The 26,119-nt window shown below is 59.1% G+C and carries 22 protein-coding genes; 9 read left to right on the top strand and 13 right to left on the bottom strand.

Going from position 1 to position 26,119, the window contains the following annotated elements; all coding sequences use genetic code 11:
* The first annotated feature begins 255 nt into the window (after positions 1-255).
* Genes Q0Z94_RS06025 through tmk form a run of 3 tightly spaced genes read left to right on the top strand, consistent with a single transcriptional unit; the run spans position 256 to position 3,354 of the window.
* Positions 256-1,716, top strand: a complete 1,461-nt coding sequence (locus Q0Z94_RS06025) for a hypothetical protein (RefSeq protein ID WP_298068118.1) — start codon at positions 256-258, stop codon at positions 1,714-1,716.
* Positions 1,703-2,740, top strand: a complete 1,038-nt coding sequence (locus Q0Z94_RS06020; protein WP_298068117.1) for an HD domain-containing protein — start codon at positions 1,703-1,705, stop codon at positions 2,738-2,740. The genes Q0Z94_RS06025 and Q0Z94_RS06020 overlap by 14 nt, the downstream gene beginning before the upstream one ends.
* The gene (gene tmk, locus Q0Z94_RS06015) at positions 2,725-3,354 is read left to right on the top strand and encodes a dTMP kinase (protein ID WP_298068116.1); all 630 of its coding nucleotides are present in this window, start codon (positions 2,725-2,727) and stop codon (positions 3,352-3,354) included. Before Q0Z94_RS06020 ends, tmk begins: the two co-directional genes overlap by 16 nt.
* A gap of 12 nt (positions 3,355-3,366) precedes the next feature.
* On the opposite strand, the gene Q0Z94_RS06010 is transcribed toward tmk, so the two are convergent.
* Positions 3,367-4,623, bottom strand: a complete 1,257-nt coding sequence (locus tag Q0Z94_RS06010) for an RsmB/NOP family class I SAM-dependent RNA methyltransferase (protein ID WP_298068115.1) — start codon at positions 4,621-4,623, stop codon at positions 3,367-3,369.
* Positions 4,624-4,744: 121 nt separating this feature from the next.
* Here Q0Z94_RS06010 and Q0Z94_RS06005 point away from each other — a divergent pair, with 121 nt between their 5' ends.
* From Q0Z94_RS06005 to argC, 3 genes are read left to right on the top strand one after another with little or no spacing between them, the layout of a single operon-like run.
* A complete protein-coding gene (locus Q0Z94_RS06005; protein WP_298068114.1) occupies positions 4,745-6,397 on the top strand; it encodes a VCBS repeat-containing protein in 1,653 nt (550 codons plus the stop codon).
* A gap of 21 nt (positions 6,398-6,418) precedes the next feature.
* A complete protein-coding gene (locus tag Q0Z94_RS06000) occupies positions 6,419-6,688 on the top strand; it encodes a DUF1844 domain-containing protein (protein WP_298068113.1) in 270 nt (89 codons plus the stop codon).
* 59 nt (positions 6,689-6,747) lie between these two features.
* The gene (gene argC / locus Q0Z94_RS05995; RefSeq protein WP_298068112.1) at positions 6,748-7,794 is read left to right on the top strand and encodes an N-acetyl-gamma-glutamyl-phosphate reductase; all 1,047 of its coding nucleotides are present in this window, start codon (positions 6,748-6,750) and stop codon (positions 7,792-7,794) included.
* On the opposite strand, the gene Q0Z94_RS05990 is transcribed toward argC, so the two are convergent.
* Entirely contained in the window at positions 7,791-8,522 is a 732-nt protein-coding gene (locus tag Q0Z94_RS05990; RefSeq protein ID WP_298068111.1) for a methyltransferase, read from the bottom strand. The genes argC and Q0Z94_RS05990 overlap by 4 nt on opposite strands.
* Before the next feature lie 107 nt (positions 8,523-8,629).
* Here Q0Z94_RS05990 and Q0Z94_RS05985 point away from each other — a divergent pair, with 107 nt between their 5' ends.
* From Q0Z94_RS05985 to galE, 3 genes are all read left to right on the top strand, one after another.
* Positions 8,630-11,815, top strand: coding sequence for a UvrD-helicase domain-containing protein (locus Q0Z94_RS05985; RefSeq protein WP_298068110.1), 3,186 nt, complete (start codon positions 8,630-8,632; stop codon positions 11,813-11,815).
* 284 nt (positions 11,816-12,099) lie between these two features.
* Complete coding sequence (locus Q0Z94_RS05980; protein ID WP_298068109.1) at positions 12,100-13,395, top strand: glycosyltransferase N-terminal domain-containing protein; 1,296 nt, start codon at positions 12,100-12,102, stop codon at positions 13,393-13,395.
* Positions 13,396-13,465: 70 nt separating this feature from the next.
* On the top strand, positions 13,466-14,446 hold the full coding sequence (gene galE / locus Q0Z94_RS05975; protein ID WP_298068108.1) for a UDP-glucose 4-epimerase GalE: 981 nt from the start codon (positions 13,466-13,468) through the stop codon (positions 14,444-14,446).
* Between the two features lie 78 nt (positions 14,447-14,524).
* On the opposite strand, the gene Q0Z94_RS05970 is transcribed toward galE, so the two are convergent.
* From Q0Z94_RS05970 to Q0Z94_RS05920, 11 genes are all read right to left on the bottom strand, one after another.
* Positions 14,525-14,752: a DUF6485 family protein gene (locus Q0Z94_RS05970; protein ID WP_298068107.1), complete on the bottom strand. Its 228-nt coding sequence runs from the start codon at positions 14,750-14,752 to the stop codon at positions 14,525-14,527.
* A 27-nt stretch (positions 14,753-14,779) separates the two neighbouring features.
* Positions 14,780-15,301: a GNAT family N-acetyltransferase gene (locus Q0Z94_RS05965; RefSeq protein WP_298068106.1), complete on the bottom strand. Its 522-nt coding sequence runs from the start codon at positions 15,299-15,301 to the stop codon at positions 14,780-14,782.
* Between the two features lie 92 nt (positions 15,302-15,393).
* Entirely contained in the window at positions 15,394-17,643 is a 2,250-nt protein-coding gene (pnp, locus tag Q0Z94_RS05960; protein ID WP_298068105.1) for a polyribonucleotide nucleotidyltransferase, read from the bottom strand.
* Between the two features lie 177 nt (positions 17,644-17,820).
* Entirely contained in the window at positions 17,821-18,090 is a 270-nt protein-coding gene (rpsO, locus tag Q0Z94_RS05955; protein WP_366517578.1) for a 30S ribosomal protein S15, read from the bottom strand.
* A gap of 34 nt (positions 18,091-18,124) precedes the next feature.
* On the bottom strand, positions 18,125-19,051 hold the full coding sequence (truB, locus tag Q0Z94_RS05950) for a tRNA pseudouridine(55) synthase TruB (RefSeq protein WP_298068104.1): 927 nt from the start codon (positions 19,049-19,051) through the stop codon (positions 18,125-18,127).
* Positions 19,052-19,105: 54 nt separating this feature from the next.
* Positions 19,106-19,795 carry an outer-membrane lipoprotein carrier protein LolA gene (locus Q0Z94_RS05945; protein ID WP_298068103.1) on the bottom strand — a complete coding sequence of 230 codons (690 nt, stop codon included), beginning with the start codon at positions 19,793-19,795 and terminating at the stop codon, positions 19,106-19,108.
* A 185-nt stretch (positions 19,796-19,980) separates the two neighbouring features.
* Positions 19,981-21,297, bottom strand: a complete 1,317-nt coding sequence (gene eno, locus Q0Z94_RS05940) for a phosphopyruvate hydratase (protein WP_298068102.1) — start codon at positions 21,295-21,297, stop codon at positions 19,981-19,983.
* Between the two features lie 58 nt (positions 21,298-21,355).
* Positions 21,356-22,147: a type III pantothenate kinase gene (locus Q0Z94_RS05935; protein WP_298068101.1), complete on the bottom strand. Its 792-nt coding sequence runs from the start codon at positions 22,145-22,147 to the stop codon at positions 21,356-21,358.
* A gap of 394 nt (positions 22,148-22,541) precedes the next feature.
* Positions 22,542-22,748 (bottom strand): hypothetical protein, encoded by a 207-nt coding sequence (locus tag Q0Z94_RS05930; RefSeq protein WP_298068100.1) that lies wholly within the window; start codon positions 22,746-22,748, stop codon positions 22,542-22,544.
* A gap of 43 nt (positions 22,749-22,791) precedes the next feature.
* Complete coding sequence (locus Q0Z94_RS05925; protein ID WP_298068099.1) at positions 22,792-24,159, bottom strand: class I SAM-dependent methyltransferase; 1,368 nt, start codon at positions 24,157-24,159, stop codon at positions 22,792-22,794.
* 106 nt (positions 24,160-24,265) lie between these two features.
* A complete protein-coding gene (locus Q0Z94_RS05920; protein ID WP_298068098.1) occupies positions 24,266-25,987 on the bottom strand; it encodes a hypothetical protein in 1,722 nt (573 codons plus the stop codon).
* Positions 25,988-26,119: the final 132 nt, after the last annotated feature.

Raw genomic sequence — 26,119 nt, 5'->3', positions numbered from 1 at the left:
AAATAGAACAAAACAATGCCTTGCAGCGTCACTGGCTTGGACGATTCAGACGTAGAACCCAAATCGTCACGCGTTCCCTGGATATGTTGAATAAATCTCTGGCGTTGTTTCAGCGATTTCGCGTTAATGGCAAGATCGATGAACTTTTATCATTATTAAAGTGATATTCTCGAAACGACTTTTTTCCAGAGTGTCCCGGCGGCCTCTGAAAGCGTGGAAGCGGTGCGGCGGCAGTACGAGGGCACGGACGCCTGGATGAAGGCTCCGAACGGCCAGCCGACCAAACTGACGGAACAGCAATGGCTTCAGGTGCGGACGCCGGAGTTCAAGGCGTGGTTCGGTGACTGGGAAAACGATCCTAAGAACGCTTCCAAGGTTGTGGATGAAAACGGCGAGCCGCTCGTGGTGTATCATGGCGGCACAGGCGCAGACATCTCGGATGGCTTCACTTTTGATTACAAGTTCATAGGCAGACATGCTTCAGCCGAAGGCTATGGTTTCTATTTTACCTCGGATAAAAACATCGCGCAGGGGTATCAGGATAAGGGCGGTTTTCTTATTGAAGGGTATCTGAATATCAGGAAACCCATGCCCTTGAAGCAAAAAAAATTCAGCAAAAACGTTTTGAAAAAAATTATCAAGGCGGTAGTTGAAAAGGAAATTGAACAGTATCCTGATGAAATTACAGATTATAGAGATGGATTCCTTGCAAATTATGCAGACACCTATAGTATGTCATTAGACAGATGTTTGAATGAAGCTGCCAACATACTATGGGAAAATGATACAGCACTGGATCAAGTTTCTGAGCTGGCAAATACCAGCGGGAGTAAGGAGTTTACTCTTGATGCAGTACACGCTGTTACTGGTTATGACTGCTTTTTTGCTAATGGCTATCGCGATAGAGGCGGGGAAGGCGGCAAGATTTATGTGGCATGGTTCCCTGAACAAATTAAATCTACGCAAAATAAGGGCACGTTCGACCCGAACAATCCGAACATCCTGTATCAGGACAACCGAAATAGGACAGGCGAGGGGAGGCAGTTCCACGACAACACCGCCGCTCGCCAGGCGCGGGGATTTGTGGAAATTGCCAAGGGGCACGAGTACACCATCCAGCTCCTGCAAAACGCGAACTTGTCCACCCTGCTGCACGAGACCGGGCACATCGCTCTTTCCGAAATGGAACACCTGATGGAAATGGGCCTGGCCGATGACAAGCTGCGCGCCGACTACCAGAAGATCAGGGAGTACCTTGGGCTGAAAGAAGGGGATAACCTTTCCAATCTCAGCGACCCCAGGATGGTGCAGGCGAATGAAAAGTTTGCCAAGGCCATGGAACTGTACCTGCGTGAGGGCAAAGCTCCTTCTGCCAATCTGGAAGGTGCCTTCTCGCGGTTCAAGCGCTGGCTCATGCGAATATACAAGTCTGTCACGGACAATCCTTATTTCAAGGGCGTGACGCTCAACGAAGACATCAGAGGCGTCTTTGACCGGCTCCTAGCTAATGACGCTGAGATCAGGCGCGCTGCTGAGAAGGGGCTGGAACCTCCGGCAGATTTCGTTGACAAGGGGCGCGGAATGGTTGAAGGTCAAAAAAGCAGACTGCATTCCATCGGTTGCCGCCTGTTTTTAAAAGTACTCCAGAGCCGGTCGTGTCCAACGGCGACGGGCGTTCTTTCCTCTCCTACAAGGCTGATTCATGACAGAACATAGAAATATCAACTCCCTTGGCGCAGGCGATGAAATCCGCGACATCTACATTATCCATACGGCCTCGCTCCAGCAGTCCCGCAACGGCCCTTACTGGCGGCTGGAACTGAAAGATGCATCGGGCCTCATGGAAGCCAAAATCTGGAGTCCGCTGAGCCAATCCTTCCCCAGCCTTTCCCCCGGGCAGGTGGTGGAAGCGGAGGGGCGAGTCTCCCTGTACCGCGACCAGCTCCAGTTTACCTTGGATGACCTGCGCATCCTGACCGAAGAGGAAACGGCTGCTCTGCCGCTGAACGACTATGTGAAGACCAGCGCGCGCCCCGCCGAAGACATGCTGGCCGACATTGAAGCCCTGTGCGACGAAGTCCTCACCCATCGTCCATGGCGCAAGCTCCTGCGTTCGGTACTCAGCGACAAGCGCCTCCGCCCCCTGCTGCTTCAGGCTCCGGCGGCGCGTTCCGTACACCACGCCTACGCAGGCGGTCTGCTGGAGCACCTCCTTTCCGTGGCCAGACTTTGTATGCTCATGGCCGATCACTATCCGGAGCTGGACCGCCAGACCCTGCTGGCCGCGGCACTGCTGCACGACATCGGAAAGATTGACGAAATGCACGGTCTTCTGGACACGGACTACACCGACGAAGGCAAACTGCTCGGGCACATCGTCCAGGGACTCATCCTGCTGGAACCCTTCCTGCAAAAATCCGGACTGGAACCTGAGCTTGTCATGCACTTCAAGCATCTCATCGCCAGTCATCATGGGGAGCCGGAGTACGGAACGGCTCGTGTTCCCTCTACGGCCGAGGCTTTCGCCCTGCACTGTGCCGACCTTCTGGACGCCAGACTGGGCCAGTGCCGCAGTCTCTTCCCCGAAGGCGGCGAAACCATGGTCTGGACGCCCTATATTCCGCTTCTGGGGCGCGCTCTGTGCCGTGCCGCCCGTACACCGGGAATACAAAATGCGGGATCTTCTCAAGACAGAAAAAAAGCACCTCTTGAAAAGGAGCGCCAATGTTCCTTACTGTAGAAGGTGGAGAAGGCGCGGGCAAAAGCACGCTCATCCGCCTCCTCGCCGAGGCACTCAAAGCACGAGGCCTGACCTGCCTGTGCACCCGCGAGCCGGGGGGCTGCCCCCTGGGTCTCCAGATCCGCCCGCTCCTGCTCCAGAGAGCGCAGACCATGAACAACCGCGCCGAACTCCTTCTGTTTCTGGCCGACCGCGCCCAGCATGTGGCCGAGGTCATACGCCCGGCGCTTGAACGCGGGGAATGGGTACTCTGCGACCGTTATTCCGACTCCACCATCGCCTATCAGGGCTGCGGACGGGGCATGGACAAGGATGCACTGCAGAGGCTCAACGACTGGGCCTCCGGCGGACTCTGGCCGGATCTCACCCTGCTCCTCGACCTGCCCGCCGAAGAGGGGCTGGCTCGCGCCCGCGCCCGCAACGGCCTGACCCATAGGGAAGAATCTGAAGGGCGCTTCGAGTCCGAAGCTCTGGCCTTCCATCAGCGCATCCGCCAGGGCTTTCTGGAACGCGCAGCGCGCTGGCCGGAACGCTTCTGCATCCTCGACGCCCGCCGCTCCCCCGAGGCCGTGCTTTGCGAAGCTCTGGCCGCCATCGACCGGCTCCACGGCTGAAGTCCGCCCGGCCTAGCGTTCCGACCAGAGCAGACGCTTGTTCTTGATATTGAGACGGCAGAGCGGCAGTCCGTTCCAACGCAAAAGGGCCGTGCGCGCTTCCACAGGCATCCCGGAAGGCAGAGGCAGGCTCTGCCCCTGAAGCAACCCTGTGATGCGCTGCAGCCCCTCTGCACCCTCCAGATTCACATGCGCTCCCGGGCCTTCCAGACGGAGGCGGGGAGAGAGACGGATTTCACCGTTTTTCCCGATTTTGCCCATGTACAGCCCCTGCCAGTGCAGGGCGTCCGGCAGAAGCGCAAGCGCCTGAAGGGGCAAGGCGTGGAGACTGCCGCCGAACACGCCCACCACGCCGGAGAGCCGTGCAGGATCAACGCCCTGTCCGCACAGACGCGCTTCATCCACAGCTTCGGCCTGTACCGGATCGTCTGTATAAGGGAATGGCTCTGAAGATGTGCCCGGTTTACGCAGCCGTGCCACGAAAAAGCCCTGCGTATCCCCGGCCCTGGGGTGCAGACGCCACACGCCCTCGCAGCCCTGCGGCTCCTCGAAGTCAAAGTCCGGCATATCTCCCAGCGCTTCCACCTCCAGCCCCAGTTCCTCGCAGGCGAACAGCACCTGAGCCTCGTTCTCTGCCACGTCCGTGGTACAGGTGGAGTAGACCACCACGCCGCCCGGACGCAAGAGACGCACGGCTTCGCGCAACAGGTCCTTCTGAAGGCGTATGAGAGGCTCCACTTTTCCGTCCTTCCAGATGTCCATGACCCTTGGGTGCTTCTCCACGGTTCCCCATCCGGAACAGGGCGGATCGAGCTGTATCCAGTCCCAGGAGGCATCGGGCAGAGGCATGCGCTCGCCGCTCTGGCAGCAGGTCACAACCTGCATAAGTCCCATCGCCGCGAGATTGCGCCGCAGGTTGGCCAGACGCACCGGCGAAGGTTCGTTGCCCAGCACCATGCCTTCAGCACCAACCAGCCACGCCAGTTCGCCGGTTTTGCTGCCGGGACTGGAACACATGTCCAGCACTGAAACCCCTCGGGGAGGGCGCAGGGCCAGCGGGGGAAGCATGGAGGCCCTGTCCTGAATATAGATGAGACCGAACGCGGCGGCCACACTGTTTCCCAGAGGGAACGGGCCGTTCAGGAGACGGCGGGCCGGAGCGAAAAAGGGATCAGGTTCGAAGATGAATCCCTGAAGCCGCAGCAGTTCCTCTGCCGCAGGGATCTCTTCCGGCGTACAGGTAAAACGAAAAGAACGTCGAATGGTCATAGGCCTGGAATGATTAAAAAGGCAGGACGCTCAGTCCCGCCGTAAAAAGACAAGGGTGCGGCTGTTGCCGTTTGAAGAAAGAACGTGTAAAGTGCATACAACATCCTTCAAGGAGTTTTTTATGTCCAGACGTCTTCTGCCCGCCGTATGGGCGTTCGCCTTTTTCTTTCTGCTGATGCAGGCCTGCGCCCAGGCTGCGACCTACGCCGTTGCACCCTTCAAGGTCGCCGGGCCACAGGGCTATTCCTACCTCGGTCAGGCTATCCCGTCCATGCTTTCGTCCCGCCTCTTTCTTCAGGGACAGTTTGAACCCGTCAGCCGTCAGGATGCACTCCTGCAGGACAAGGCCCCTGCCTCCTCCGGTGCGGCCTCGGCCCTGGCAAAGAAATACGGGGCGGACTATCTCATCTGGGGCACGGTCAGCGTCATGGGCGATCAGGCCAGCGTGGACGTAAGCGCTCTTTCTCCCAATGGGAAGGAGTGGAAGAAGGCCTCCAGCACTCCCATGAACAGCCTCATCAACAACATGCAGGATGTGGCCGACAGCGTCAACATTGAAGTGTTCGGCCGCCGCGATGTTACCCGCAGCGCTTCCGCTGCCGCCGGGGCCGGAGCACCGAACAGCGCTTTTCTCATGAACGACACAGGCCGTACTCCGGGTGGAGCCGCTTATCTGAACCCGTCCCTGCGCTATCAGGGTACTGCAGATGAAATGGCCCAGGTGCGCAGCCAGATGCAGAATTTCGAGTGCCGCGGCATCGAAGTCGGCGACATCAACGGCGATGGACGCAGCGAAGTGCTCATGCTCGCCCCCGACTATCTCTATGCCTATACCTGGAACAAGGAAAACCGCCTCGCCCAGATCGCCGAGTACCGCCTGCCTGCGGCCATGGAACCAGTACTCGTACGCATACTGAAAGATAACGGCAAAACCTACATCGTCCTCTCGGGGACGGATGATGAGGAACGCGAAGCCCAGTCCCAGATACTGGTCTTCCAGAACGGCAAATTCACGCCGCTTATCGCCCATGTCCGGCGCTATCTGAACGTTGTGCCGCTCCCGCCTCTGTACACGCCCGTACTGATAGGCCAGGAATCCGACAAGGGTAAGATGGTTCACGGCCCCATTACCGAAATGCGCATCGAAGGTGATCGCCTTGTACGCGGAGGCCGCCTGGCCGGCCTGCCTTCCAAGGCCAACGTCTTCAACTTCACCTGGCTCCCCGCCGACAAAGACAAGCGCGGCGACCACGTGGCCCTCATTGAAGAAAGTGAACGGCTGGCAACGTATGACGCAAAGGGCAATCTACTTTCCACCAGCGAAGACATCTATAGCGGCAACTCCGTCTACATCGTTGGCGACCGCAGCATCGGCGCTCTGGAAGCCGACCCTACCGACCTTCTTCTTCACTATGTCCCCATGCGCATGATCGCCACGGATCTGGACCGCGATGGACGCCATGAGCTGATCCTCAACAAGCCTGTCACTGCGGCCGGCAAGGTCTTCAACAACTACCGCACCTATCCTCAGGGCGAGATCCACGCTCTGCTCTGGGATGGCATGGGCATGGAACTGCTTTGGAAGACCCGCCGTATCAAGGGCACGGTGTGTGACGTCACCCTTGCTGATGTGAACAACGACGGCACTCTTGACCTGGTTGTGGGCGTCAACGCCTATGCAGGCGTCAGCACCGGCCTGAAGACCCGCAGCGCGCTGTACATGTTCCCGCTGGACACCACCAAGGTTCACGCCGCCCCCAACTATCAGGAATAACGACAACACCCAGGGGTATCCATGTCCGACGAAAGCAAGCGCTCCCTGATGCCCGAAGTAACCTTCTCCACCTTCGTGCTTTCTCTGGCCTCCTCCGCTCTGGTTCATCTCGGCGAAGTGCCTAACCCCGAAACCGGAGGGACAGAGCGCAATGAAGCGCTGGCCCGCAACGCCATCGATGTACTCACCATGCTGGAAGACAAAACCCGCAACGGGCTTACCCCTGAAGAAAGTACGCTTCTTCGGGACGTCCTCTACGAACTTCGGATGAAATTCGTGGCCCGCTCCTGAACATGTTCTCTCACATTAGCGGCCGGGCCTTTCCCCGGCCTTTTTTATCGGAGGCAACTATGATCCGTGCCGGACTGGTCGGCGTCACTGGCTATACGGGTATGGAACTTGCCCGCATTCTGGCTTCCCATCCCGAAATCCGCCTCACCGCGGCCACTTCCCGCCAGGACGCGGGCAAAAGGCTGGACAGCATCTATCCCTTCCTTCTGGGCCTGCCCGGAGCCGATGTCGTTCTCTCCGAACCCGAAGCTGCCGACCTTGCCGCCCGCTGCGACGTGGTCTTTCTGGCTGTTCCTCACGGTGTGGCCATGGAGATCGGCGCCGAACTTTTTGACGCCGGGGTGAACGTCGTGGATCTCTCCGCCGATTTCCGCCTGCGCAATGCCGATGTCTACGAAGCGTGGTACAAGCCTCACACCCGCAAAGAATACCTTGCCAAAGCCGTCTACGGACTGCCCGAACTCTATGCCGATGAGCTCCGCGGCGCACGTCTCATCGCCAACCCCGGCTGCTATCCCACGGCGTCCATCCTGGGCCTGTACGCAGCCCTCAAAAACGGCATCATCAACACCGACGGCATTGTCATCGACGCCAAATCCGGTACCACCGGCGCAGGCCGCAAGGCCGTTGTCAGCTCGCTGTACTGTGAAGTGGCCGACACCTTCCGTCCCTACGGCATCGGCGGCAAACACCGCCATACCCCGGAAATAGAACAGGAACTCAGCGCGGCGGCCGGAACACCTGTCACCGTGTCCTTCAATCCACACCTCCTGCCCATCAGCCGGGGCATACTGGCCACCATCTACACAAAGCTCGGCGCACCGCTGACCCAGTCCGACATTCAGGCACTGTACGAAGACTTCTGGAAAGACCAGCCCTGGATTCGCGTGCTTCCCGCAGGCCGCCTGCCCGAAACCCGCAACGTGCGTGGAACCATGTTCTGCGACATCGCCGTGACGGTGGATACCCGCACGGGCCGCCTCATCGTCACCTCGGCCATCGACAACCTCTGCCGCGGCGCTTCCGGGCAAGCCGTAGCCAACGCCAACCTCATGTCCGGTCTGCCTGTGGACTGCGGCCTGAACTTCGGCCCGCTGGTTCCCTAAGCCTCAAACGCTTCCAGCTTCTCCACCCGCAGAGCGGCCCGTCCGCCCTTACGGGCAAGGAGCAGCACAAAGGCCGCCGGAGCGTCTTTGCGCGTGAAGACCAGCCGTACAAGTTCCGGGTGCAGGCGCGGGGGCAGGGCGGACAGTGCATCCGCCAGCCGTTCCGCCCCGCAGACCGCGGCGAGTACTCCGCGCTGCACCAGCAGGAGATCCGCGGCATGAAAAAAATCCGGCAGGGTGCGCGGCGATCCGAAAAGCGCCCGGCGGCGCAAGTCCGAAGGCGGCGTCCGGCCCGTTCCCGCGAGACGCCAGGGAGGATTGCAGAGCACGGCGTCAAAGAGGGGCAGTTCCTTCCCCGCCCGTCCGCACATTCCGGCAAGAGCCTCTCGGGTGTGCCGCAGCGCCAAAATGTCCGAAACATCTCCTTCCACGACGGCCGCGCGTTCCTCCAACCCCAGAAGGCGAATATTCCGCGCCGCACACAGCGCCAGTTCCGTCTGTACCTCCACCCCCACGGCCGACCACTCCGGACGGGAGAGCAGCAGTGCCAGAGCAGCAACGCCACAGCCCATGCCAAGGTCTGCCGCCGCCCCCCGTACGGGCAGATGTTCCGCCGCAAATTCCGCCAGGAGCAGGGCGTCACGGCTGAACCGAAAGCTGCCTTCCGGCTGTTCCAGGCCCGCTGGAAAGCGTTCCCGTGCCGAACGTCTGTCTGTATCCAGCCTCATGATACTTCCTCACGCCGTGCGGCATTGCGCACGGACGCCGTTCCCGTTATAACGCATCTGTACCCCTGAAAAAACTTCTCCCTGAACTTTTTCCTGCAGAGACTGCCATGTTCAGAGCCGATCTCCACATCCATTCTCGCTTCTCCCGCGCGACCAGCAGCCGTCTCACCGTGCCGCACCTCGCGGCCTGGGCCGGGGTCAAGGGCGTAGACGTTCTGGCCACGGGCGATTTCACCCACCCCGCCTGGCGCAGAGAACTGCAGGACGTGCTCACGCTGGACGAAAGCACGGGCCTTTACCGCCTGAAGCGCCCCTTCTCCCGCGATGACATGACCCGCGAAGCACCCGCCTTCGCCGGTATGCGCTTTCGGGAACCGCAGTTCATGCTGGAAGCAGAGATAAGTTCTATCTACAAGAAGAACGGCAAAGTACGCAAGATTCACAACCTGGTCTATGTGCCGGATTTTGAGTCCGCAGACCGCCTCTGCCGGAAGCTCGAAACCATCGGCAACCTCGCCTCGGACGGACGGCCCATACTCGGCCTGGATTCCAGAGACCTGCTGGACATGGTGCTGGAAATCCCGCGTGCCGCGATGATTCCCGCCCACATCTGGACGCCGTGGTTTGCCCTCTTCGGTTCCAAATCCGGCTTCGATAGTCTGGAAGAATGCTTCGGCGACCTCACATCGCATATTTTTGCCCTCGAAACAGGACTTTCCTCCGACCCCGACATGAACCGCTGCTGGAGTCATCTGGATCGCCTGACCATGGTTTCCAATTCCGACGCCCACTCCGGGGAAAATCTGGCGCGTGAGGCCACGGCCTTTGAAGGTCCCCTTTCCTACGACGGCATCTTTGCCGCACTGCGCCGCCAGGAAAGCGAGACCCGCTGCCTGGGAACGCTGGAATTTTTCCCGGAGGAAGGCAAGTACCATCTGGACGGGCACCGTGCCTGTGGTGTGGTTCTGGAACCCGGGGAAAGCATGGCCTGCGGCGATATCTGCCCGGTCTGCGGCAAGCCGCTCACCGTGGGTGTGCTCCACCGCGTGCTGGAACTGGCTGACCGCAAGGCTCCGCCAGATCCGGGCAAGGATTTTCAGTCACTCATCCCCCTGCCGGAAATCGTCGGCGAGCTGCTGCACTGCGGCTCCAAATCCCGAAAGGTACAAGGGCGCTGCTCCGAACTTATCGAGCGCTTCGGGCCTGAAATGACCATACTTCAGGAACTGCCGGAAAAGGACGCCGGACAGATCTGGCCTGAACTGGGTGAAGCCCTGCGGCGTATGCGCGCAGGCGAAGTCATCCGCAAGGCCGGGTATGACGGGGAATACGGCGTCATCCGGCTTTTTCACGATGACGAAAACACGCCCTCCCTGCTGGAACGTGTCCCTGCGGCCCGCCGCCGGCCGCAGGCAGACTCCCGCAAGGAGGCTCCGGCACGTCCTCAGCATTCAAAGGCTTCGGTGGTACCTGCCCGCCCCGCCGGCGGCTTCACCCCCGCTCAGCAAGCCGCGCTGGAGGCCGGCCCCGGCCCCGTGCTGGTGCTCGCCGGGCCGGGCGCAGGCAAGACCCGGACGCTGATCGGGCGCATGAAACGTCTTTTGCGCTCCGGTGTCCCGGCTTCGGAGATCGCCGCTGTGACCTTCACCCGCCGCGCTGCCGAAGAAATGCGCGCCCGCCTGTCCGCCGCACTGGGCGCTGACGCCGCCCTGCCCGAAACCGACACCCTCCACGCCCTGGCTCTGAAGCACTGGCCGGACGGCGAAGCTCCCGTTGTCCTCTCGGAAGAAGGGGCAAAAAAAGCCTTTGCTGTGGCCAATCCCGCGCTGGATACCAAAGAAGCGTCCCGCCTTTTTGAACGCCTCCAGCTCGCCCGCGAAGTCCTCGATATGCCTAGTGAACTCGCGCCCTTGGGTGAACGCTACCGGCAGTGGAAAAAGACACGCAGACTGGCCGACTACACGGATCTGCCCGAAACCTGGCTTGCTGAACTGCGCAGCAGGAACTACGGAGCCTCAAAACCCTGGCGGCATCTGCTCGTCGATGAGGTACAGGACCTCTCCCCGCTCCAGAAAGCGCTTGTGGAAGCACTGGCTCCGGCAGACGGCTCCGGCTTCTTCGGTATCGGCGACCCCGACCAGTCCATCTACAGCTTCCGCGGTGCAGACGCCGGTATCGAAAAATCTCTGCGCTCCCGCTGGCCCGATCTCAAGGTGCTGAGCCTTACCGAAAGTCACCGCTCCTCAGCGGCCATTCTCGAAGCCGGACACGACGCACTGGCCGGACATGGGGCTTGCGGCGCACTCACGTCGGTCACGGGCACGGATGCCACCCTGCAATGGATGAACGTCCCCAGTGCCGAACGGGAGGCTGTCTGGATCGCCAACCGCATAGCCTGGCTTCTCGGAGGGACTTCGCATCAGCAGGCCGACCTTCACGAATCTCTGCCTAGCTGCCATCTGGAATCGGGATCATGCAGTCCGGGAGACATTGCCGTTCTCTGCCGTATCAAGGCCCTCATGCCGCCCATACGCAAGGCGCTGGAACAGCGGGGTATTCCCTGCGCCGTGCCGGAAAACGAAGCCTTCTGGAACGATGAACAGGCGGACAGGCTGCTTCTGGCCGCGGCACACTGCCTGCACAAGGAAAACCACGAACGCCGCGAAGCCGCCTTCCTCGACGCCAAGCGTTTCCCTCTGCTCGCCGCTGTTGCGCCAGTGCCTCAGGAATACATCCCGTCTGACCCGCTGGACGAAATTCCGATCCCGGTCTGGAACGAGGGACCCAAGGCTGTACTCGCCGCGGCCTCGTCTCTGTTCGACCCGCTGTTCGGAGACTCCGCAGCCTTCAAAAAACTCTGCGCGGCATGGAAAGAACGGAAAGGCTGGCCGGGACTGCTGGACTTTGTCGCCTTCCGGCGCGAGATCGACATGGTTCAAGGGAAAGCCGAACGCGTGCAGCTTATGACCCTCCATGCGTCCAAGGGGCTGGAATTTAAGGCTGTGTTCATCCCGGGAGCGGAGGACGGACTCCTCCCCTTCCGCGGCGTAGACGCTCTGCTGGGCAAGGCCTCGGACTTTGTGCCGCCCGCACTGGATGAAGAACAGCGCCTGCTCTATGTGGGTATCACGCGGGCCGCCGAAGCTGTGTTCCTGTCCTCAGCGGCACAGCGCACCCTGTACGGCCACACGCTGGCGCTGCCACCCTCGCCGCTCCTGCCGCTGAAGCATTTCCACGCCCTGCACCTTGAGCGCCATGTGAAAAAAACAGCCGGACAGCTCAAACTGTTTTAGGTGTGCTGACACGGAAATTTCGCCAAAAGGACCTTCACAAAAGCATCCAACACGGGAATATCCCGAACCTCGCTGGCATGAAAAAGCAGATGGGAAGATGTCAGAAAAAGGGTTGGCCTCCATGCCACGGCAGGTTGGGCATTGCGTACAGAAACGCCGTGGCAGAATAAACCGCACGGGCTTGAAGTTGGCGAAATGAACAGCAGCCGGCCGGAGCAGTCAAGCCGCTTCGATGCTTGCATAGCATCCCTTGCTGTTGCATAGTGGGGAAAAAGAGAAGCGCCATGAAACCCCTCTTCACCCGTCCGTTCTTCCTCATCTATCGTGCGCTGTGGCGCATGGCACGGCCTTTCCTCAAGAAAAGCAAACGCCTTGCCGACGGCTGGGAAGAGCGTATGGGTTCACTCCCCGCGCAGGCTGATCCCGCAGAGCTCTGGATACAGGCGGCCTCCGGCGGAGAAGCACGCATCGCCATGGCCATCTGTCAGGCTTTGCCCGTGTCCGCGGCGTTCCCGGTCACGGTCGCCACCTGGACGCGGCAGGGTCTCGACGTCGTGGAAAAAGAAAAAAAAGCCGTGCTGGACAGGCATCCTCAGCTAGCGCTCTCGGCCCGCTTCGCGCCCTTTGACCAGCCCGACATCGTTTCCGGCGTACTCCGGCAGGCCGGTCCTTCCACCGTTTTGCTGCTGGAGACAGAGCTTTGGCCAGGGCTTCTGGCCGCCTGCCGCGAACTTGGCATACCGGTTCACGTCATCAACGGCCGCATCACCAACTCAACGGTACGCTTTGCCCGCCTGTTTTCACCGCTCATGAAGGCGCTCTCGCCCAGCAGTATCCACGCCACATCCGAAAAGGACCGCCAGGCCTTCGCCAGCATCTTCCCCTGCGGCGCGTCCGTCATGCCCAACATCAAATTCGCTCAGGCCTTCGATGCCCTGAACCAGCCGCTCAAAGCTCGGCCTGCCATCCTGCGGCCCGACACGCCCGTCTTCCTCTTCGCCTCTTTACGCGGCAGCGATGAAACACGCCTGCCGAGACTATTCCCCCTGCTGTTCCAGCGCCATCCCGAAGCCGTCATCGTCCTCGCTCCGCGCCATCTGCACCGTGTGGCCGCCTGGCGGGAAGTGCTTGACGATATCGGTATGCGGCCTCTGCTCTGGTCTGAATTTCCGCAGGGCGAACAGCTCCCCGCCGGGCGGGTGCTGCTCTGGGATCACTTCGGGGACCTCGCCCAGCTTTACGCCTCGGCACAGGCCGTCTATGTGGGCGGAGCCTTTAAAGAAGGCGGGCAGAACTTTCTGGAAGCGCTCTCGGCAGGCAGCATCCCCTGTATCGGCCCGAACGCCCATAACTTCACCTGGGCACTCCATAAGGAAGGGCCGGACAAGCCCACACTCAAGGAATCCGGCCTGCTCCGCATCGCTCGCAGTCCGCAGGAAGTCGGCCGTGCCATGCTGTCGCAGCTGGAAGCGCCCCAGAACCGCGAATCCGTGCGCAGAGCCTTCCGGCAATGGCTCGAACCCCGCCTCAGCGGTGCGGCCATCGCCGTGGAGGTCGCCTGCCGTTCCCTCAGACGGTGAATGTCCATGTGCCGCAGTTTTCCCGGCTCACTCCTGAAATCCTTCTTTCCCTCACTTTTTCGGAGGTTTCATGAATATCCTCGTCATCGGCGGCGCCGGCTACATCGGCAGCTGTACCAGCAAGGCTCTTGCCCGGGCGGGACATCAGGTCACCGTCTTCGATAACCTGTCAACCGGCCACAGGAATCTTGTCCGCTGGGGACCTCTCTTTGAAGGCGACTGTCTCGACTCCGCGTCCCTGCGCGACTGTCTCGACACCGTGCGGCCTGACGGGATCATCCATTTCGCCGCGTTCTCCCTGGTGGGCGAATCAGTGCGCCATCCGGGAAAGTACATCCGCAACAACGTCATGGGAACTTTGAACATCCTGGAAGCCATGCGCGACTGCGGTGTGCGCAATATCGTGGTCTCCAGCTCGGCCGCCGTGTACGGCATCCCCCAGCGTATGCCCATCACTGAGGACACTGCCGCTGATCCCATCAATCCCTACGGCGAGACAAAGATGTTCATGGAACGTATGCTCGCCGACTTCGCCCGTGCCCACGACCTTTCCTGGACGGCGCTGCGCTACTTCAACGCCGCCGGTGCCGACCCCGAAGGCGAAACCGGTGAAAGGCACTCCCCTGAAACGCACCTCATCCCAAGGGCGCTCATGGCCGTGGACGGCCGCCTTCCGGACTTTCATGTGATGGGCGACGACTACCCCACGCCGGACGGGACCTGCGTCCGTGACTACATCCATGTGCAGGATCTGGCACGCGCCCACCTGCTGGCCATGGAACGCCTGGTCCAGGGCGAAGCGGGCGAGGGACTCATCATGAATCTGGGGACGGGAACAGGCTTTTCCGTAAAGGAAATCCTGAACGCCATCGAAAAGGTCACGGGCTATCCCATGCCCTGCAGCATCGGCCCGCGCCGCCCGGGAGATCCGCCCGTCCTCGTGGCCGACGCCTCCCGCGCCCGCGATGTGCTGGGCTGGACACCGGAACACTCCGACATGGAACGCATTATCCGCGACGCCTGGGCCTGGTATAAAAAAGAACAGGGCTGATTGACGCAGAACAGCAAAAGCCGCCGCCCAAGAACTTCGGGACGGCGGCTCTGCTTTTTAGCAAACTCTTTTTCTCTCTCAGTCCGGGCGGCCACCGCTTTCCTGGCTCAGGACAGCTTCGGCAAAATCTCTGTAGCTATGCCCCGTCCTGCGTTCAGCGCCCGGTATTTTGTTGAAAAAACAGCTTGGAATTTCGCCCAGCCTTAAATTTTTCACGATGCAGGGCGTGCAGCCCTCATGAGTCTTTGCCGGGTGCATCGGACATTCCACGTCCGTGCAGGTGCAAAACGAATTCAGGCTGTCCATCTTCTCTTTCCTTTCCGCCAAAACGCTTCACAGCAGTTTTTCAAGGAACAGGTGCCCGCTGTGCGCGATGACGCCTCCAACCTTCATGGAGGCGCCGGCCACCGTCTGAAACCCCAGCTTGTGATAGAGTGAGAGCGCGGGAATATTCTGCGCGCCCGTATCCAGGCGAACCGTTGTGCAGGCCCGCTTTGCCGCCAGCTCAAGAAGGTACGTTATCAAGGAAGAGGCAATCCCCCTCCCCTGCCAGCACGGGCGCACCATGATCAGGTGTATGACCATGACCTTATCCGGTGCAGCAAGGCTGCTCCATGAAATGCGCCGGTATTCTTCCGGCTGCGTTTCGTTGGCAATGGCGCTCCCTGCGAGTTCGCCATCCTGTTCGCAGACGTAGAGCGCTCCGGCGCGGACGGCCTTTTCCGCGTCTGCCCGCGTAGGGTACACGCCCTTCCTGAACACGGTGACGGCCCCGTGCTCCCTTTCATAAGCGAAATGTTCGTCCCAGGCGGCTTCAACAGCCGCAATGTCATCGAACGTCGCTTGCCGGATCATGCCGCTTCCTCCTGGCCTTCGCCCTTTCCTGCAGCCCCTTGGAGCGGAGGGGACGGCGGACCGCCCCTTCGCCCCGAAACTGGCTGGATGGCTTACGCGGGGTTGTCTTCCCGATGTTCCCGGCGGGGACGGCGTTCCGCACGTCTCTCGGCGCGGCGGTCGCCTTCGCTGCGCTCTCCGCGCTCGCCGCGGTCACGGCGGGGAGGACGGCTGGTGTCTTCAGGCTTCCATTCCACGCCCTGCTCTTCGAGCAGCACGGCCTTGCGGCTGGCACGGATACGGTCGCCGTTGATCTCGATCACCTTGACCATCATGTCTTCGCCGAGATGCGCCACGTCCTCGGTCTTCTCCACACGGCTGGTATCCAGCTGGGAAATATGCACAAGGGCTTCAAGGTTGGGCAGAATCTCCACAATGGCGCCGATCTCCAGGATGCGCTTCACCTTGGCGAGGTAGTTCTTTCCAAGTTCGGCGTGCTGGTCGTAGTAGAGCACCATTTCCTTTGCGGCCTTCATGGAAGCCTGCGTGGGCGCAAAGATGGTGACGCGGCCGGAATCCTCGATATCAATGGCCGCGCCGGTGGTGCTGGTGATGGCCTTGATGTTCTTGCCGCCAGGGCCGATGATCATGCGGATGACTTCGGGGTTCACGAACACTTCCTCGTGCTGAGGAGCGTAGGGAGAAAGTTCCCGGCTGGCGGGCATGGCCTGCGCCATGATGCCGAGGATGTGCAGGCGGGCTTCCCTGGCCTGAGCCATGGCGCGGGCCATGACTTCCGTGGGCAGGCCGTTGATCTTGATGTCCATCTGAATGGCGCTGATGCCATCGGCGGTCCCGGCGATCTTGAAGTCCATATCGCCGAGGGCGTCTTCATCGCCCAGGATGTCGGTGAGTACGGTATAGGTGTCGCCGTCCTTGATGAGTCCCATGGCCACGCCCGCCACCGGAGCGGTGATGGGCACGCCGGCATCCATGAGGGAGAGGCAGCCGCCGCACACCGCAGCCATGGAGGACGAACCGTTGGACTCCACCGTATCCGAGACCACGCGGATGGTGTAGGGGAAGGATTCGGGAGAAGGCAGAACGGCCTTGAGTGCGCGTTCGGCCAGATGCCCGTGGCCGATCTCGCGGCGGGATACGCGCACGGACTTCACTTCGCCCACGGTAAAGGGCGGGAAGTTGTAGTGCAGCATAAAGCGCTTGCTCTCGTCGCCGCTCAGCGTATCCACCTTCTGTTCGTCGGCAGAGCTGCCCAGTGTGGTGACGGCGATGGTCTTGGTCTCACCGCGGGCGAAGATGACCGAACCGTGGGCACGGGGCAGGACGGAAGTCTCGATTTCGATGGGGCGCACGGTTTTGGTGTCGCGGTTGTCGATGCGGGTGCCCTCGGTGAGCACACGCTGGCGCACGAGCTTCTTTTCCAGGTGTTCCAGCACTTCGCCAATGGCGGCCTGAGCCTCGGCGTTTTCGGCGTAGCGCTCGTCCGTGGCCATGAGCGCCTTCACCTTGTCCTTGACGGCCTTGCGGGCTTCCTTGCGGAGCAGCTTGTCCGGGGTGCGCAGGGCGTCTTCCATGCCGGATTCAACAGCCAGCTTCTCCACATAGGCGAAAAGTTCGGGATCGTCCTCTTTGGGCACGAATTCGGTCTTGGCCTTGCCAGCCAGCCGCACCAGTTCTTCCTGGGCATCGATGAGCGGCTGAACGGCCTTGTGCGCCCAGTTCAGGCCCTCGATAAGATCCTGTTCCTTGACCAGTTTGGCCTCGCCTTCCACCATGACTACGGCATCGCGGGAAGCGGCCAGCACGATGTCCATGTCGGAACGCTTGAGCTCTTCGGCGGTGGGGTTCAGCACGAACTGCCCGTCCACACGGCCAAGGCGCGCACCCGCCACAGGCCCGGCAAAGGGGATGGAGGAAATGCAGGTGGCCGCAGAAGCGGCGGTGATGCACAGCACGTCGGGGTCATTCTCGCCATCGGCGGAAATCACCGTGGCCAGCACCTGGACTTCATTGCCGTAGCCCTTGGGGAAAAGCGGGCGGATGGGGCGGTCGATGAGCCGGGCCACCAGTGTTTCATGGTCGCTGGGGCGGCCGATCTCGCGGCGGAAGAAGTTCCCGGGGATGCGTCCGGCCGCGTACATGCGCTCGGCGTATTCCACGGTGAGCGGGAAAAAGTCCCTGGGAGTGTCCAGCTGAGCTTCACAGATGGTGACGAGGGCAACCGTGCCCCCGCACTGGATCCAGACGGCGCCGTTGGCCTGACGAGCCACGCGGCCCGTTTCCAGCAGAATTTCCCTGCCGCCGGCCCTGGCGGTGACACGAGTACTAGTAAGCAGTCCCATGTGTTCTCCAAAATGGAAGGAGACTCCGGGAAAAGAGGCGAACCTAAGGGAAACACCGGCTCGCCGCTTTTCGCGGATGCTCCTTCCTCGCGTTGAAGGTTGAAAGAAACGAAAGGCAGAGCTTCAGAAACAGCAGGGGGAACAGGCTTCCCTGCTCCCCCTGCCCTCTGAGAACGCCTACTTGCGCAGACCGAGCTTCTCGATGAGAGCGCGGTAGGACTGAATGTCAGTCTTCTTCAGATAGTTCAGCAGGTTACGGCGCTTGCCGACGAGCTTCAGAAGACCAGTACGGGAGTGGAAGTCCTTCTTGTTGGTCTTGAAGTGGTCGGCCAGCCCGTTGATGCGGGCGGTGAGCAGCGCGATCTGAACTTCGGCGGAGCCGGTATCGCCTTCGTGCTTGGCGTACTGAGCGATGACGGCCTGCTTCTGAGCGGAATCCATAGCCACAGCGGTATCCTCCTCTCCGGCAAAAGGCCAGAGGTTATGGGGTAAAAAGTCCCCGCAGGACAGCCCAGACAGGGACGTCCCTGTCCATACGGGCTTCAGCCAGAGCCAGAGCTTCCCCGCTGCGCGACTCTATGAGCGCGCGTTCTCCCGGCTGGAACGTTCCAAATCCGGGAAGATGGGGCATGGCGATGCCATTGCGCAAATCTGCCTCCTGCCTGGCTCCGGCGGAAAGAATCTTCCAGCCGGGCAGGGCGGCGCGTATGGGCATCACCCGCTGGGGCAGCTTTTCAGGCTCGGCCAGGATTCCGTCCAGCGTGTGGGCGGCATCCAGACCAAACGGGTGGCTGTATTCCCGGGTCAGTTCCGTGAGTATGGCTCCGCACCCAAGTCGCATCCCCAAGCTGTGGGCCAGGGACCGAATGTAGGAGCCGGAACTGCACGTTACCCGGAATCGCACATCCGGCAGGTTCACCCATTGAACCTCGGCGTGCGAAATATGGATGGTCTTCACCTTTTCCGGCACTTCCCTGCCGGCGCGGGCCAGCCGGTAAAGCGGCTGCCCCTGATGCTTGGCGGCGGAATACGGCGGAACGGGCTGTTCCGTCACCTCCCGCCAGGCGGCAATTTCCCTGCGCACGGCCTGTTCCAGCAGAGAACCGGAAGCAAGCGCGCCAGCTTCAAGGGAAATTTCGGAAACTATGGAACCCTCGGCATCCCAGGTATCGGTGACAAGGCCCAGCCGCAGAGTTCCGGCGTAGGTCTTCTCCCCGCCTTCCAGAAGATAATTGGAAAGCTTGGTGGCGCTGCCAAGCAGCACCAGAAGTACGCCCGTGGCCATGGGGTCAAGAGTCCCGGCATGGCCTATCTTCTTCTGCCCCAGGCGTTTGATACGGGACAGGCATTGCGCGGAGCTGAGGCCCGCAGGCTTGTCAAGTACCAGTATGCCGTGCTGCTGTTCCATAGGCGAGGGCTTTATATCCTGATTTTCTGCAAAAGTCCAGCCCGCAGCGTGCGTTCAGTTGAGCAGCGGACGCCGCGCCGGATGGGAAGGCTCCACATGGTCTTCCACTTCCGTGCCCTGCGGCGGCGTGAACTGAAAATCCGAGGCGCGCAGACCGGCGTTCGTCTTTACTTCCTTCAGCTCCACGGTGTTCGTGTTGCCGTAGAAATCCATGATCACAACCTTGCGGATGAGGAAGGTTTCGGGTTCGATCCAGATCTGCGCCTCGGTGAGTTCCGTTGTTGGCTCTCTGGGACTGAGCAGCAGGTGGATGAGCCTGCCATCGCCTTCCTCCTGCGCGGACTCCACGTCAAAATCGCGGTCCAGAGCGCTCTGGCCGGTGACGACCTGCACCAGCGAGCGCGAGTCCTCCGCCATGGCACGAGGGTAGCGGTAGGCCAGCTCTTCATCGGGCAGGTAATTCCAGATCTCCCGCTCCGTGACCATGAGCAGTTCCGGCCGCGGCGTGCGCGTGTCCCAGCGCACCAGAAGCGGTTTCTGGAAGAGCAGGACGCCGGTACGGACTTCCTCCACGCCGCTGTCCCGCTGAAAAAGCTTCTGCTCAAAGGCGGCGCGGAAGTCCTTCATTCCGGCATAGACCTCCTGCACCTTCCTGAGGACGGCGGAAACCTCGGCACACTGCGCTGGAGCAGCCATGCAGCACAGGAGCACAAGGCACACGGTGAGACGAAAGATCCTGTTCATGAAAAACCTGACCTGATGTTTCAAACGTCAAGAAAACTTTTGCTGAACGACTGCGGGACTGGGGACGTCTGGGGAACGGCCACGGAACATCTGCGGAGACGCCCCTGCCGCACAAGCCCGCAGGAACCGGCACGGAGCCGCCGCACCCAGGCGAAGGGAGCGGAGGGGCCGCCTCCGCTCTCCCGTTATTCGGCGTCTTCCTCCGAGGAAAGAAGTCCGTAGTTGTCCGCAAGGACAGGCCCGAAGAAGAAGCTGATGTCGTCCAGCTCCTCTTCGATGCGGAGCAGCTGATTATACTTGGCGATGCGGTCGGAACGGCTGATGGAGCCGGTCTTGATCTGTCCGGCGTTGGCACCCACGGCAAGGTCGGCGATGAAGGTGTCCTCGGTCTCGCCGGAGCGGTGGGAAACGATGGTGGCGTATCCAGCGTTCTTGGCGATCTCGATGGTGTCGAGGGTCTCGGTCAGCGTGCCGATCTGGTTCACCTTGATGAGCACGGCGTTGGCCAGACCGTCTTCAATGCCTTCCGCGAGGATGTCGGGGTTGGTCACGAAAAGATCGTCGCCCACAAGCTGGACGTGGTCGCCCAGGCGGTCGGTCAGGAGCTTCCAGCCCTCGCGGTCGTTTTCAGCCATGCCGTCTTCGATGGAGATGAGCGGATAGCGACGGGTGAAGTCTTCCAGCCAGTCCACCATTTCGGCGCTGGTCAGTTCCAGTCCTTCGCCGGCGATAATGTACTTGCCGTCCTTGTAAAATTCGGAAGAAGCGGCGTCGATGCCCAGAGCCACTTCAGAACCCGGGATGTAGCCGGCGGCCTCGATGGCCTTGATGAGGTAGCTGAAGGCTTCGTCATGGCTCTTGAGGTTCGGGGCGAAGCCGCCCTCGTCACCCACGGAGGTGACGTGGCCGTCCCTGGCAAGGATGCCCTTCAGGGTGTGGAAGATCTCCGCGCCCATGCGCAGGGAATCGGCGAAGCTTTTGGCCCCCACGGGCATGATCATGAATTCCTGAATGTCCAGATTGTTCGGAGCGTGGGCGCCGCCGTTGATGACGTTCATCATGGGCGAAGGCAGAATCTTGGCGTTCACGCCGCCCAGATACTGGTACAGGGGCAGGCCCAGGTATTCGGCAGCGGCGCGGGCCACGGCCAGAGACACGCCCAGCATGGCGTTGGCACCGAGGCGGGACTTGTTGTCCGTGCCGTCAAGGTCGATGAGGGTGTTGTCCACCTGCACCTGACGCAGCGCATCGAGGCCTACCACGGCTTCGGCGATTTCGCCATTCACATGCTCCACGGCCTTGGTCACGCCCTTGCCCTTGTAGCGGGACTTGTCGCCGTCGCGCATCTCCAGCGCTTCACGGCTGCCGGTGGATGCCCCGGAAGGAACGGCGGCGCGGCCGACGTGCCCGGATTCCAGACTGACTTCCACCTCAACGGTGGGATTGCCGCGGGAATCCAGGATCTCCCGGGCCCAGACGGAAGTGATGGTGCTGTTGTTCATGAGGAAAACTCCTTGCTATGGCCGGACGGCGTCCGGGTAAGAGAACAGAATGTCGTGGTCAGCTCCTGCGGGAACGCTCGTCCCAGAGCAGTTTCAGTCCTTCCAGAATGAGGTCGGGGCGGACGGCGTCAAAGGCACGGCAGATGCCCGAAAGCTCTCCGGCAATGCCCCCGGTCCCGATCACGAAGACGGGACCGGGCATTTGCCGCCGAAGGCGTTCGCACAGCCCCTCGGTCATGGCGGCAAAGCCGAAGAAAAAACCCTGCGCCATGCTTGTGGCCGTGTTCTTCCCGATGGAGACTTCCTGCTCCACCCCGGCCAGAGAGATGCGCGGCAGCCTGGCCGTGGCCGAGGCCAGCGCATCGCGTGAGGAAAAAAGCCCGGGGCAGATCAGCCCGCCAAGATAAACGTTGTCCGTCACGCAGTCAAAGGTCGTGGCCGTGCCGAAGTCCACGGAGATGAGCGAGCGCGGCGCAGGAAAGAGACGGCGTGCGGCAAAGGCCGCCAGAAGACGATCCGCCCCGACTTCCTGCGGCCGTTCATAGCCGTTCACCATGTCAATGCTGAAGTCCTCGGGAAAGGACAGCGGCGCAAGGTGAAGGTAGCGCTCGCAGGCCAGGCGGAACAGCGCGGCCACGTCGGGCACCACCGAGCAGAACACGCACGCGGACAGTTGGGAAACGTCCACGCCGTGCACGGCAAAAAGCTGGCACAGGGACAGCCCCAGGCTGTCCACGGTATAGACAGCCTTCGTGGGCAGAGAACACACCGTTCCCTGCGCCCCCGGTCTGGAAAGCATGAGCTTGATGCAGGTGTTTCCGATATCGACGAGAAGGAGCGAGTCCGCCATGTACCTACCGCCTGAAAGTCAATGACGGATAATTCTATCTTTTCTCGACTTCAGGCGCAACGACTTTAAACAGCCTGTCCGCCGGCGGCCCTGCAGGTATGGCGGCCGCGGCGTTTCAGCGTTCAGAAGGCCGGACACGCTTCCCTCCTTCAGGACTTGCCGTAAGCGGCTAACGCTGGAACATGGCACAGTGGAAGGCGGAACAGTGTCGGAGCAGACTGCGCATAAAACACGGGACGGCCCCGAACGAACGGAGCCGCCCGAAAAAAGAGTTCATTCAGCGCTTCCCCGGCAAGCCGGGAGTGTGTCTCCGCCGTTTGCCCGTATTGCCTGTCAATACAAAGGCTGTATCCCTGGCCCTGCCAGGCAGCCGGCGGAAGCTCAGAACCAATGTTTAGTCCTTTTTCTGTTTCGAAAAGAGATTTTTTATTTTTGCCAGGAGTCTTCTCCAAAACACCGCAATAAACAAAAATCCTGCTGCCAAGCCTTGAAGGAGCGCGCTGCCTACGGCAGGATCAATATAGGCAAAGGCACTTTTCGGAAACAAAAAGAACAAGCCGAAAAGCATCAGGCAGCAATGAATGAAAAACTTTCTACGCATACGTTTTCCCCTGCGTCTAATAAGGTTAACCAACGATAAAAAATCACTCGACCTCTGTGCCCGTTACCGCTTCAAGCAGGTAGAGCAGCCGTTTTGTTCCTGTGATGCGCCTGGTTTTCCGGATATGGAAAACGCCCTTGAACGAAGACTCCAAATCTTCCTGAGAGTACTTTTTAAAAATATCCTTCCTGTTGGTAAGCAGGCGCTGTACCTGAGAGTCGTCCTTTTCCGGAAACTCCACGACCCACACGGGAGCAAGGCGCGCCAGAAAAGGAACGATGCGTGAAAAAGGAGTGTTGTTGCCTATGGCCAGATGGTGAACAAGCGCCAGTGCCAGTCCCATATCGGCACGCATTCGATCCGGAAAGGAGGTGCGCTCTTCCAGATTCCAGCCTAGTGCGGGGCTGGGCTGAGTGCAGTCCTGAAGCAGCGGAAGTATTTTCGTTTCCTTCTGTCTGCGAAGCTGGACATAATTTTTATGGACGGCGACAGGATCTATGTCCGACGCGATGACAAGCTGCGCCCGTTCGGCAGCAATACGGCTGAAGGTTCCGTCGTTGGCGCCAAGGTCCAGAACGACAGCAGGAGAACATTCCTGTATCCATTCCCGAAGAATCTGCTGTTTCTCCAGGAATTGTTCTGAAGAATAATTGGTATCATTATAGTAGTCGCCCCATTCTGTCTGCTGAACGGGCAGAGTGAGGGACTGCACGGTGTCCTTCAGGCTGGCGACAAGGTTTTCCATCTGCCTGCGGGAAAGTCTTGCCTGTACTTTTTGCCTGTCCCCTTCATGCTTTTTGCAGAGGCGCGCATGGGCATGGAGATGGATGCCCAGTCCAACCGTAAACTTTGTTCTGGCAGGCAAAAGTTCGGCTGCCAGATCGAGGGGTATGCCGTCAAGATACGTCTGAAGCAGTCTGTTCAGCCGCAGATCCTTTTTTGCCATGAGTGCCAGCGGTGCAAGGAAATGCTGGCAGAACTGCCCGTAGGCCTGCCAGGGCTGACCGTCGTGATAGAATTCGAAGGAACTCGTATCAATAAAGAGAGGAGCGCCCTGATAAAAGGTAACGTTATAGGCGGAGGCATCTTTGAGCGTCATGCCGTGCTCCAGCGCTTTTTCCAGAATGGCAAGCGTCAGCAGGGCCGCATCGCGAAGCTGGCCAAAGCTCCATTCGTAGGGCCAGGACACGCAGGGTATGCGCTCGGGTTCAAGCAGGATTGTCCCATCAGGTTCAGAATGTTCCGTATGAGAGACGAGCAGCCGGGCTTCCACCAGCTCCGCATAGAGTCCGCTTTCCATAAAATGCCTGTAGGCGGGCACATATTCCGCCGAAAGCCGGCGAAAGAGGCGGCCGTCGTGCTCAAAGATCTGCCCGTCAGGATCCCTGAAGGATGCGGGATGTTGTTTCATAGTATCTCCGAAAATAAAGGGTGAAAAATTTTTACGCAGCCGGCTCATCCAATATGCTAGAGGTACGTTCGTTTTTCCGCTCCAGCATCGTTTCCATGAGCCAGGCCTATCTGTCGCGCAGAGTAAGTTCCGTGACGCCCATACCCAATTCCCGGATATCGCTACTGACGCCGTTTTCGCAGGGTCTGACGGGGTCGGATATGGCAAAGCGCAGCAACAGAAGCTCCGACCTCATCGCCACTGCGGGAATCTCTGCCGTGAAGACACCGTCTTTGGACATATTCCATTCGGCTATGGGGACATCGTTGGCGAACACGGCTACGCGCTGGGCGGCAAGACCGGGTTTAAGGTAGGGATGCCCTTTCAGTTCCAGCGTGAGGTCCTTGCCAGCGCCTTCCTTGATGCGGAAGGCCAGCTCAGCGTTTTTCCCGTCCATCCATGTGTTCAATGGCTCCTGAAAAGACCAGCCGCTGATTTTGTGGCGCGCGTTAACAGTCGCATCTTTCTCGCCGAAGGAAAGGGCTTTGCCCAGCTCATAATATGGAGTCTTTGAAAAATCTGGCCCCTCGGCTTTTTGAGAAGCGTGATTGACCGTCCCCTTGTCCGCAAGGTCGATGGATAGTCGCTTTACGGCTATACCGAGTACACGCGGAAGCCCGTCTCCCATTGTTTCATTTTCAGGCTTGGCCGGATAAGCGATGTCAAAACGGATATGAAGCTTATCCGTTTCCATGACGGAAGCAGGAATAAGCGCGGTATAGACGCCGCCTGTGGGGATATTCCACTCAGCCACTTTGTTTCCGTTGGCAAAAACGGTGACCTCCTGGGCGGCATTGCCCCTTTTGATAAAGGGTACAAGATCAACGCTGAACAGAAGATCCTTCTTTGCGCCGTGATTGACGGAAAATTCAAGCCCAGAAGATGCGTCCCGCGTCCAAATATGTGTCCGTTCCGGCCAGTACCATCCCCCAAGACGATATTTCTGTACAGTTTGACGATTTGACCATGTAGTAAAAATATCTGTACCAAGAATATAATTATTGTCATTTTTGTCATGACCCTGTATATATTCTACAAATTTCCAAGACTTATTATTGTTTGCTCTACCCGTGATTATATATTTTGATAAAGTTCTCTGATTTTCATCGATGCATCCACTCCATTTATAATCGAAAAAGAGGCGCTGTTTTCGACAAAAAATATCTTCTTTACCATTAGAGATTTCTTTGGAAAGACCAGAAAAGTAGAGAAAAAGTGAGTGAATATCTTCATAGGACAGAGAAGCATCAGAAAACTCAATAGTGTCCGACTTATGAAATTCCGGCTTTACCAAGAAAAGTGGTGCAGAAAAATGTTGCGCATAAGATCCATGATCGGCCATGATGATCATAGTCGTCTTGTCATAGACGTTGTTGTCTTTGAGCAGCTGTATATAGTGCAAGACGATATTAAGCGCACCTAAACACTGTTCTTCGCGTGTTGAGTGTTTCACAGGTTGAGATTTTGAATTCAGTATATACGGGGGGTGTGCGCCCCAGAGATGATAAAGCATGAACTTATTTTTTTTGTTAATTGTCATTTTTTTATTATTTAAATTATTAAAAAACCGGTTATCATCAAGATAATAAAAAGAAGTTTGCTTATTTTTTACAATAAATTTTGAATTACTGTTTATTTTTGCAGCATATACTAAAAAATATTTTTTTATAAAATGTGGCATACTGACAAAAAAAGACAATTTATAAAAATAATGAATGAATTTTCTTTCAGACCTTATTTTATAATATCCTTTATAAATATTGGATATATTCTTTGCGTTTTCATGCAAATCCCAGTTAAATGTGAAAAGATTAACATCAAAGTTATGCGCCTTTAATACATTATGGCTCTGTTATAATTAGGAGTTGACACTTTCTATAAGTTTATGTTATTTAAGGCTTAACGAAAGCAAAGGAGTCTT

This window comes from uncultured Mailhella sp., from assembly GCF_947631555.1.
Classification (GTDB): Bacteria; Desulfobacterota; Desulfovibrionia; order Desulfovibrionales; family Desulfovibrionaceae; genus Mailhella.
This window is presented reverse-complemented; position numbering and strand designations above follow the sequence as displayed.

Coding starts and splice junctions, on each gene's coding strand:
- Q0Z94_RS06025 (WP_298068118.1), top strand. CDS start 256: ATGAAGGCTCCGAACGGCCAGCCGACCAAACTGACGGAACAGCAATGG.
- Q0Z94_RS06020 (WP_298068117.1), top strand. CDS start 1,703: ATGACAGAACATAGAAATATCAACTCCCTTGGCGCAGGCGATGAAATC.
- tmk (WP_298068116.1), top strand. CDS start 2,725: ATGTTCCTTACTGTAGAAGGTGGAGAAGGCGCGGGCAAAAGCACGCTC.
- Q0Z94_RS06010 (WP_298068115.1), bottom strand. CDS start 4,623: ATGACCATTCGACGTTCTTTTCGTTTTACCTGTACGCCGGAAGAGATC.
- Q0Z94_RS06005 (WP_298068114.1), top strand. CDS start 4,745: ATGTCCAGACGTCTTCTGCCCGCCGTATGGGCGTTCGCCTTTTTCTTT.
- Q0Z94_RS06000 (WP_298068113.1), top strand. CDS start 6,419: ATGTCCGACGAAAGCAAGCGCTCCCTGATGCCCGAAGTAACCTTCTCC.
- argC (WP_298068112.1), top strand. CDS start 6,748: ATGATCCGTGCCGGACTGGTCGGCGTCACTGGCTATACGGGTATGGAA.
- Q0Z94_RS05990 (WP_298068111.1), bottom strand. CDS start 8,522: ATGAGGCTGGATACAGACAGACGTTCGGCACGGGAACGCTTTCCAGCG.
- Q0Z94_RS05985 (WP_298068110.1), top strand. CDS start 8,630: ATGTTCAGAGCCGATCTCCACATCCATTCTCGCTTCTCCCGCGCGACC.
- Q0Z94_RS05980 (WP_298068109.1), top strand. CDS start 12,100: ATGAAACCCCTCTTCACCCGTCCGTTCTTCCTCATCTATCGTGCGCTG.
- galE (WP_298068108.1), top strand. CDS start 13,466: ATGAATATCCTCGTCATCGGCGGCGCCGGCTACATCGGCAGCTGTACC.
- Q0Z94_RS05970 (WP_298068107.1), bottom strand. CDS start 14,752: ATGGACAGCCTGAATTCGTTTTGCACCTGCACGGACGTGGAATGTCCG.
- Q0Z94_RS05965 (WP_298068106.1), bottom strand. CDS start 15,301: ATGATCCGGCAAGCGACGTTCGATGACATTGCGGCTGTTGAAGCCGCC.
- pnp (WP_298068105.1), bottom strand. CDS start 17,643: ATGGGACTGCTTACTAGTACTCGTGTCACCGCCAGGGCCGGCGGCAGG.
- truB (WP_298068104.1), bottom strand. CDS start 19,051: ATGGAACAGCAGCACGGCATACTGGTACTTGACAAGCCTGCGGGCCTC.
- Q0Z94_RS05945 (WP_298068103.1), bottom strand. CDS start 19,795: ATGAACAGGATCTTTCGTCTCACCGTGTGCCTTGTGCTCCTGTGCTGC.
- eno (WP_298068102.1), bottom strand. CDS start 21,297: ATGAACAACAGCACCATCACTTCCGTCTGGGCCCGGGAGATCCTGGAT.
- Q0Z94_RS05935 (WP_298068101.1), bottom strand. CDS start 22,147: ATGGCGGACTCGCTCCTTCTCGTCGATATCGGAAACACCTGCATCAAG.
- Q0Z94_RS05930 (WP_298068100.1), bottom strand. CDS start 22,748: ATGCGTAGAAAGTTTTTCATTCATTGCTGCCTGATGCTTTTCGGCTTG.
- Q0Z94_RS05925 (WP_298068099.1), bottom strand. CDS start 24,159: ATGAAACAACATCCCGCATCCTTCAGGGATCCTGACGGGCAGATCTTT.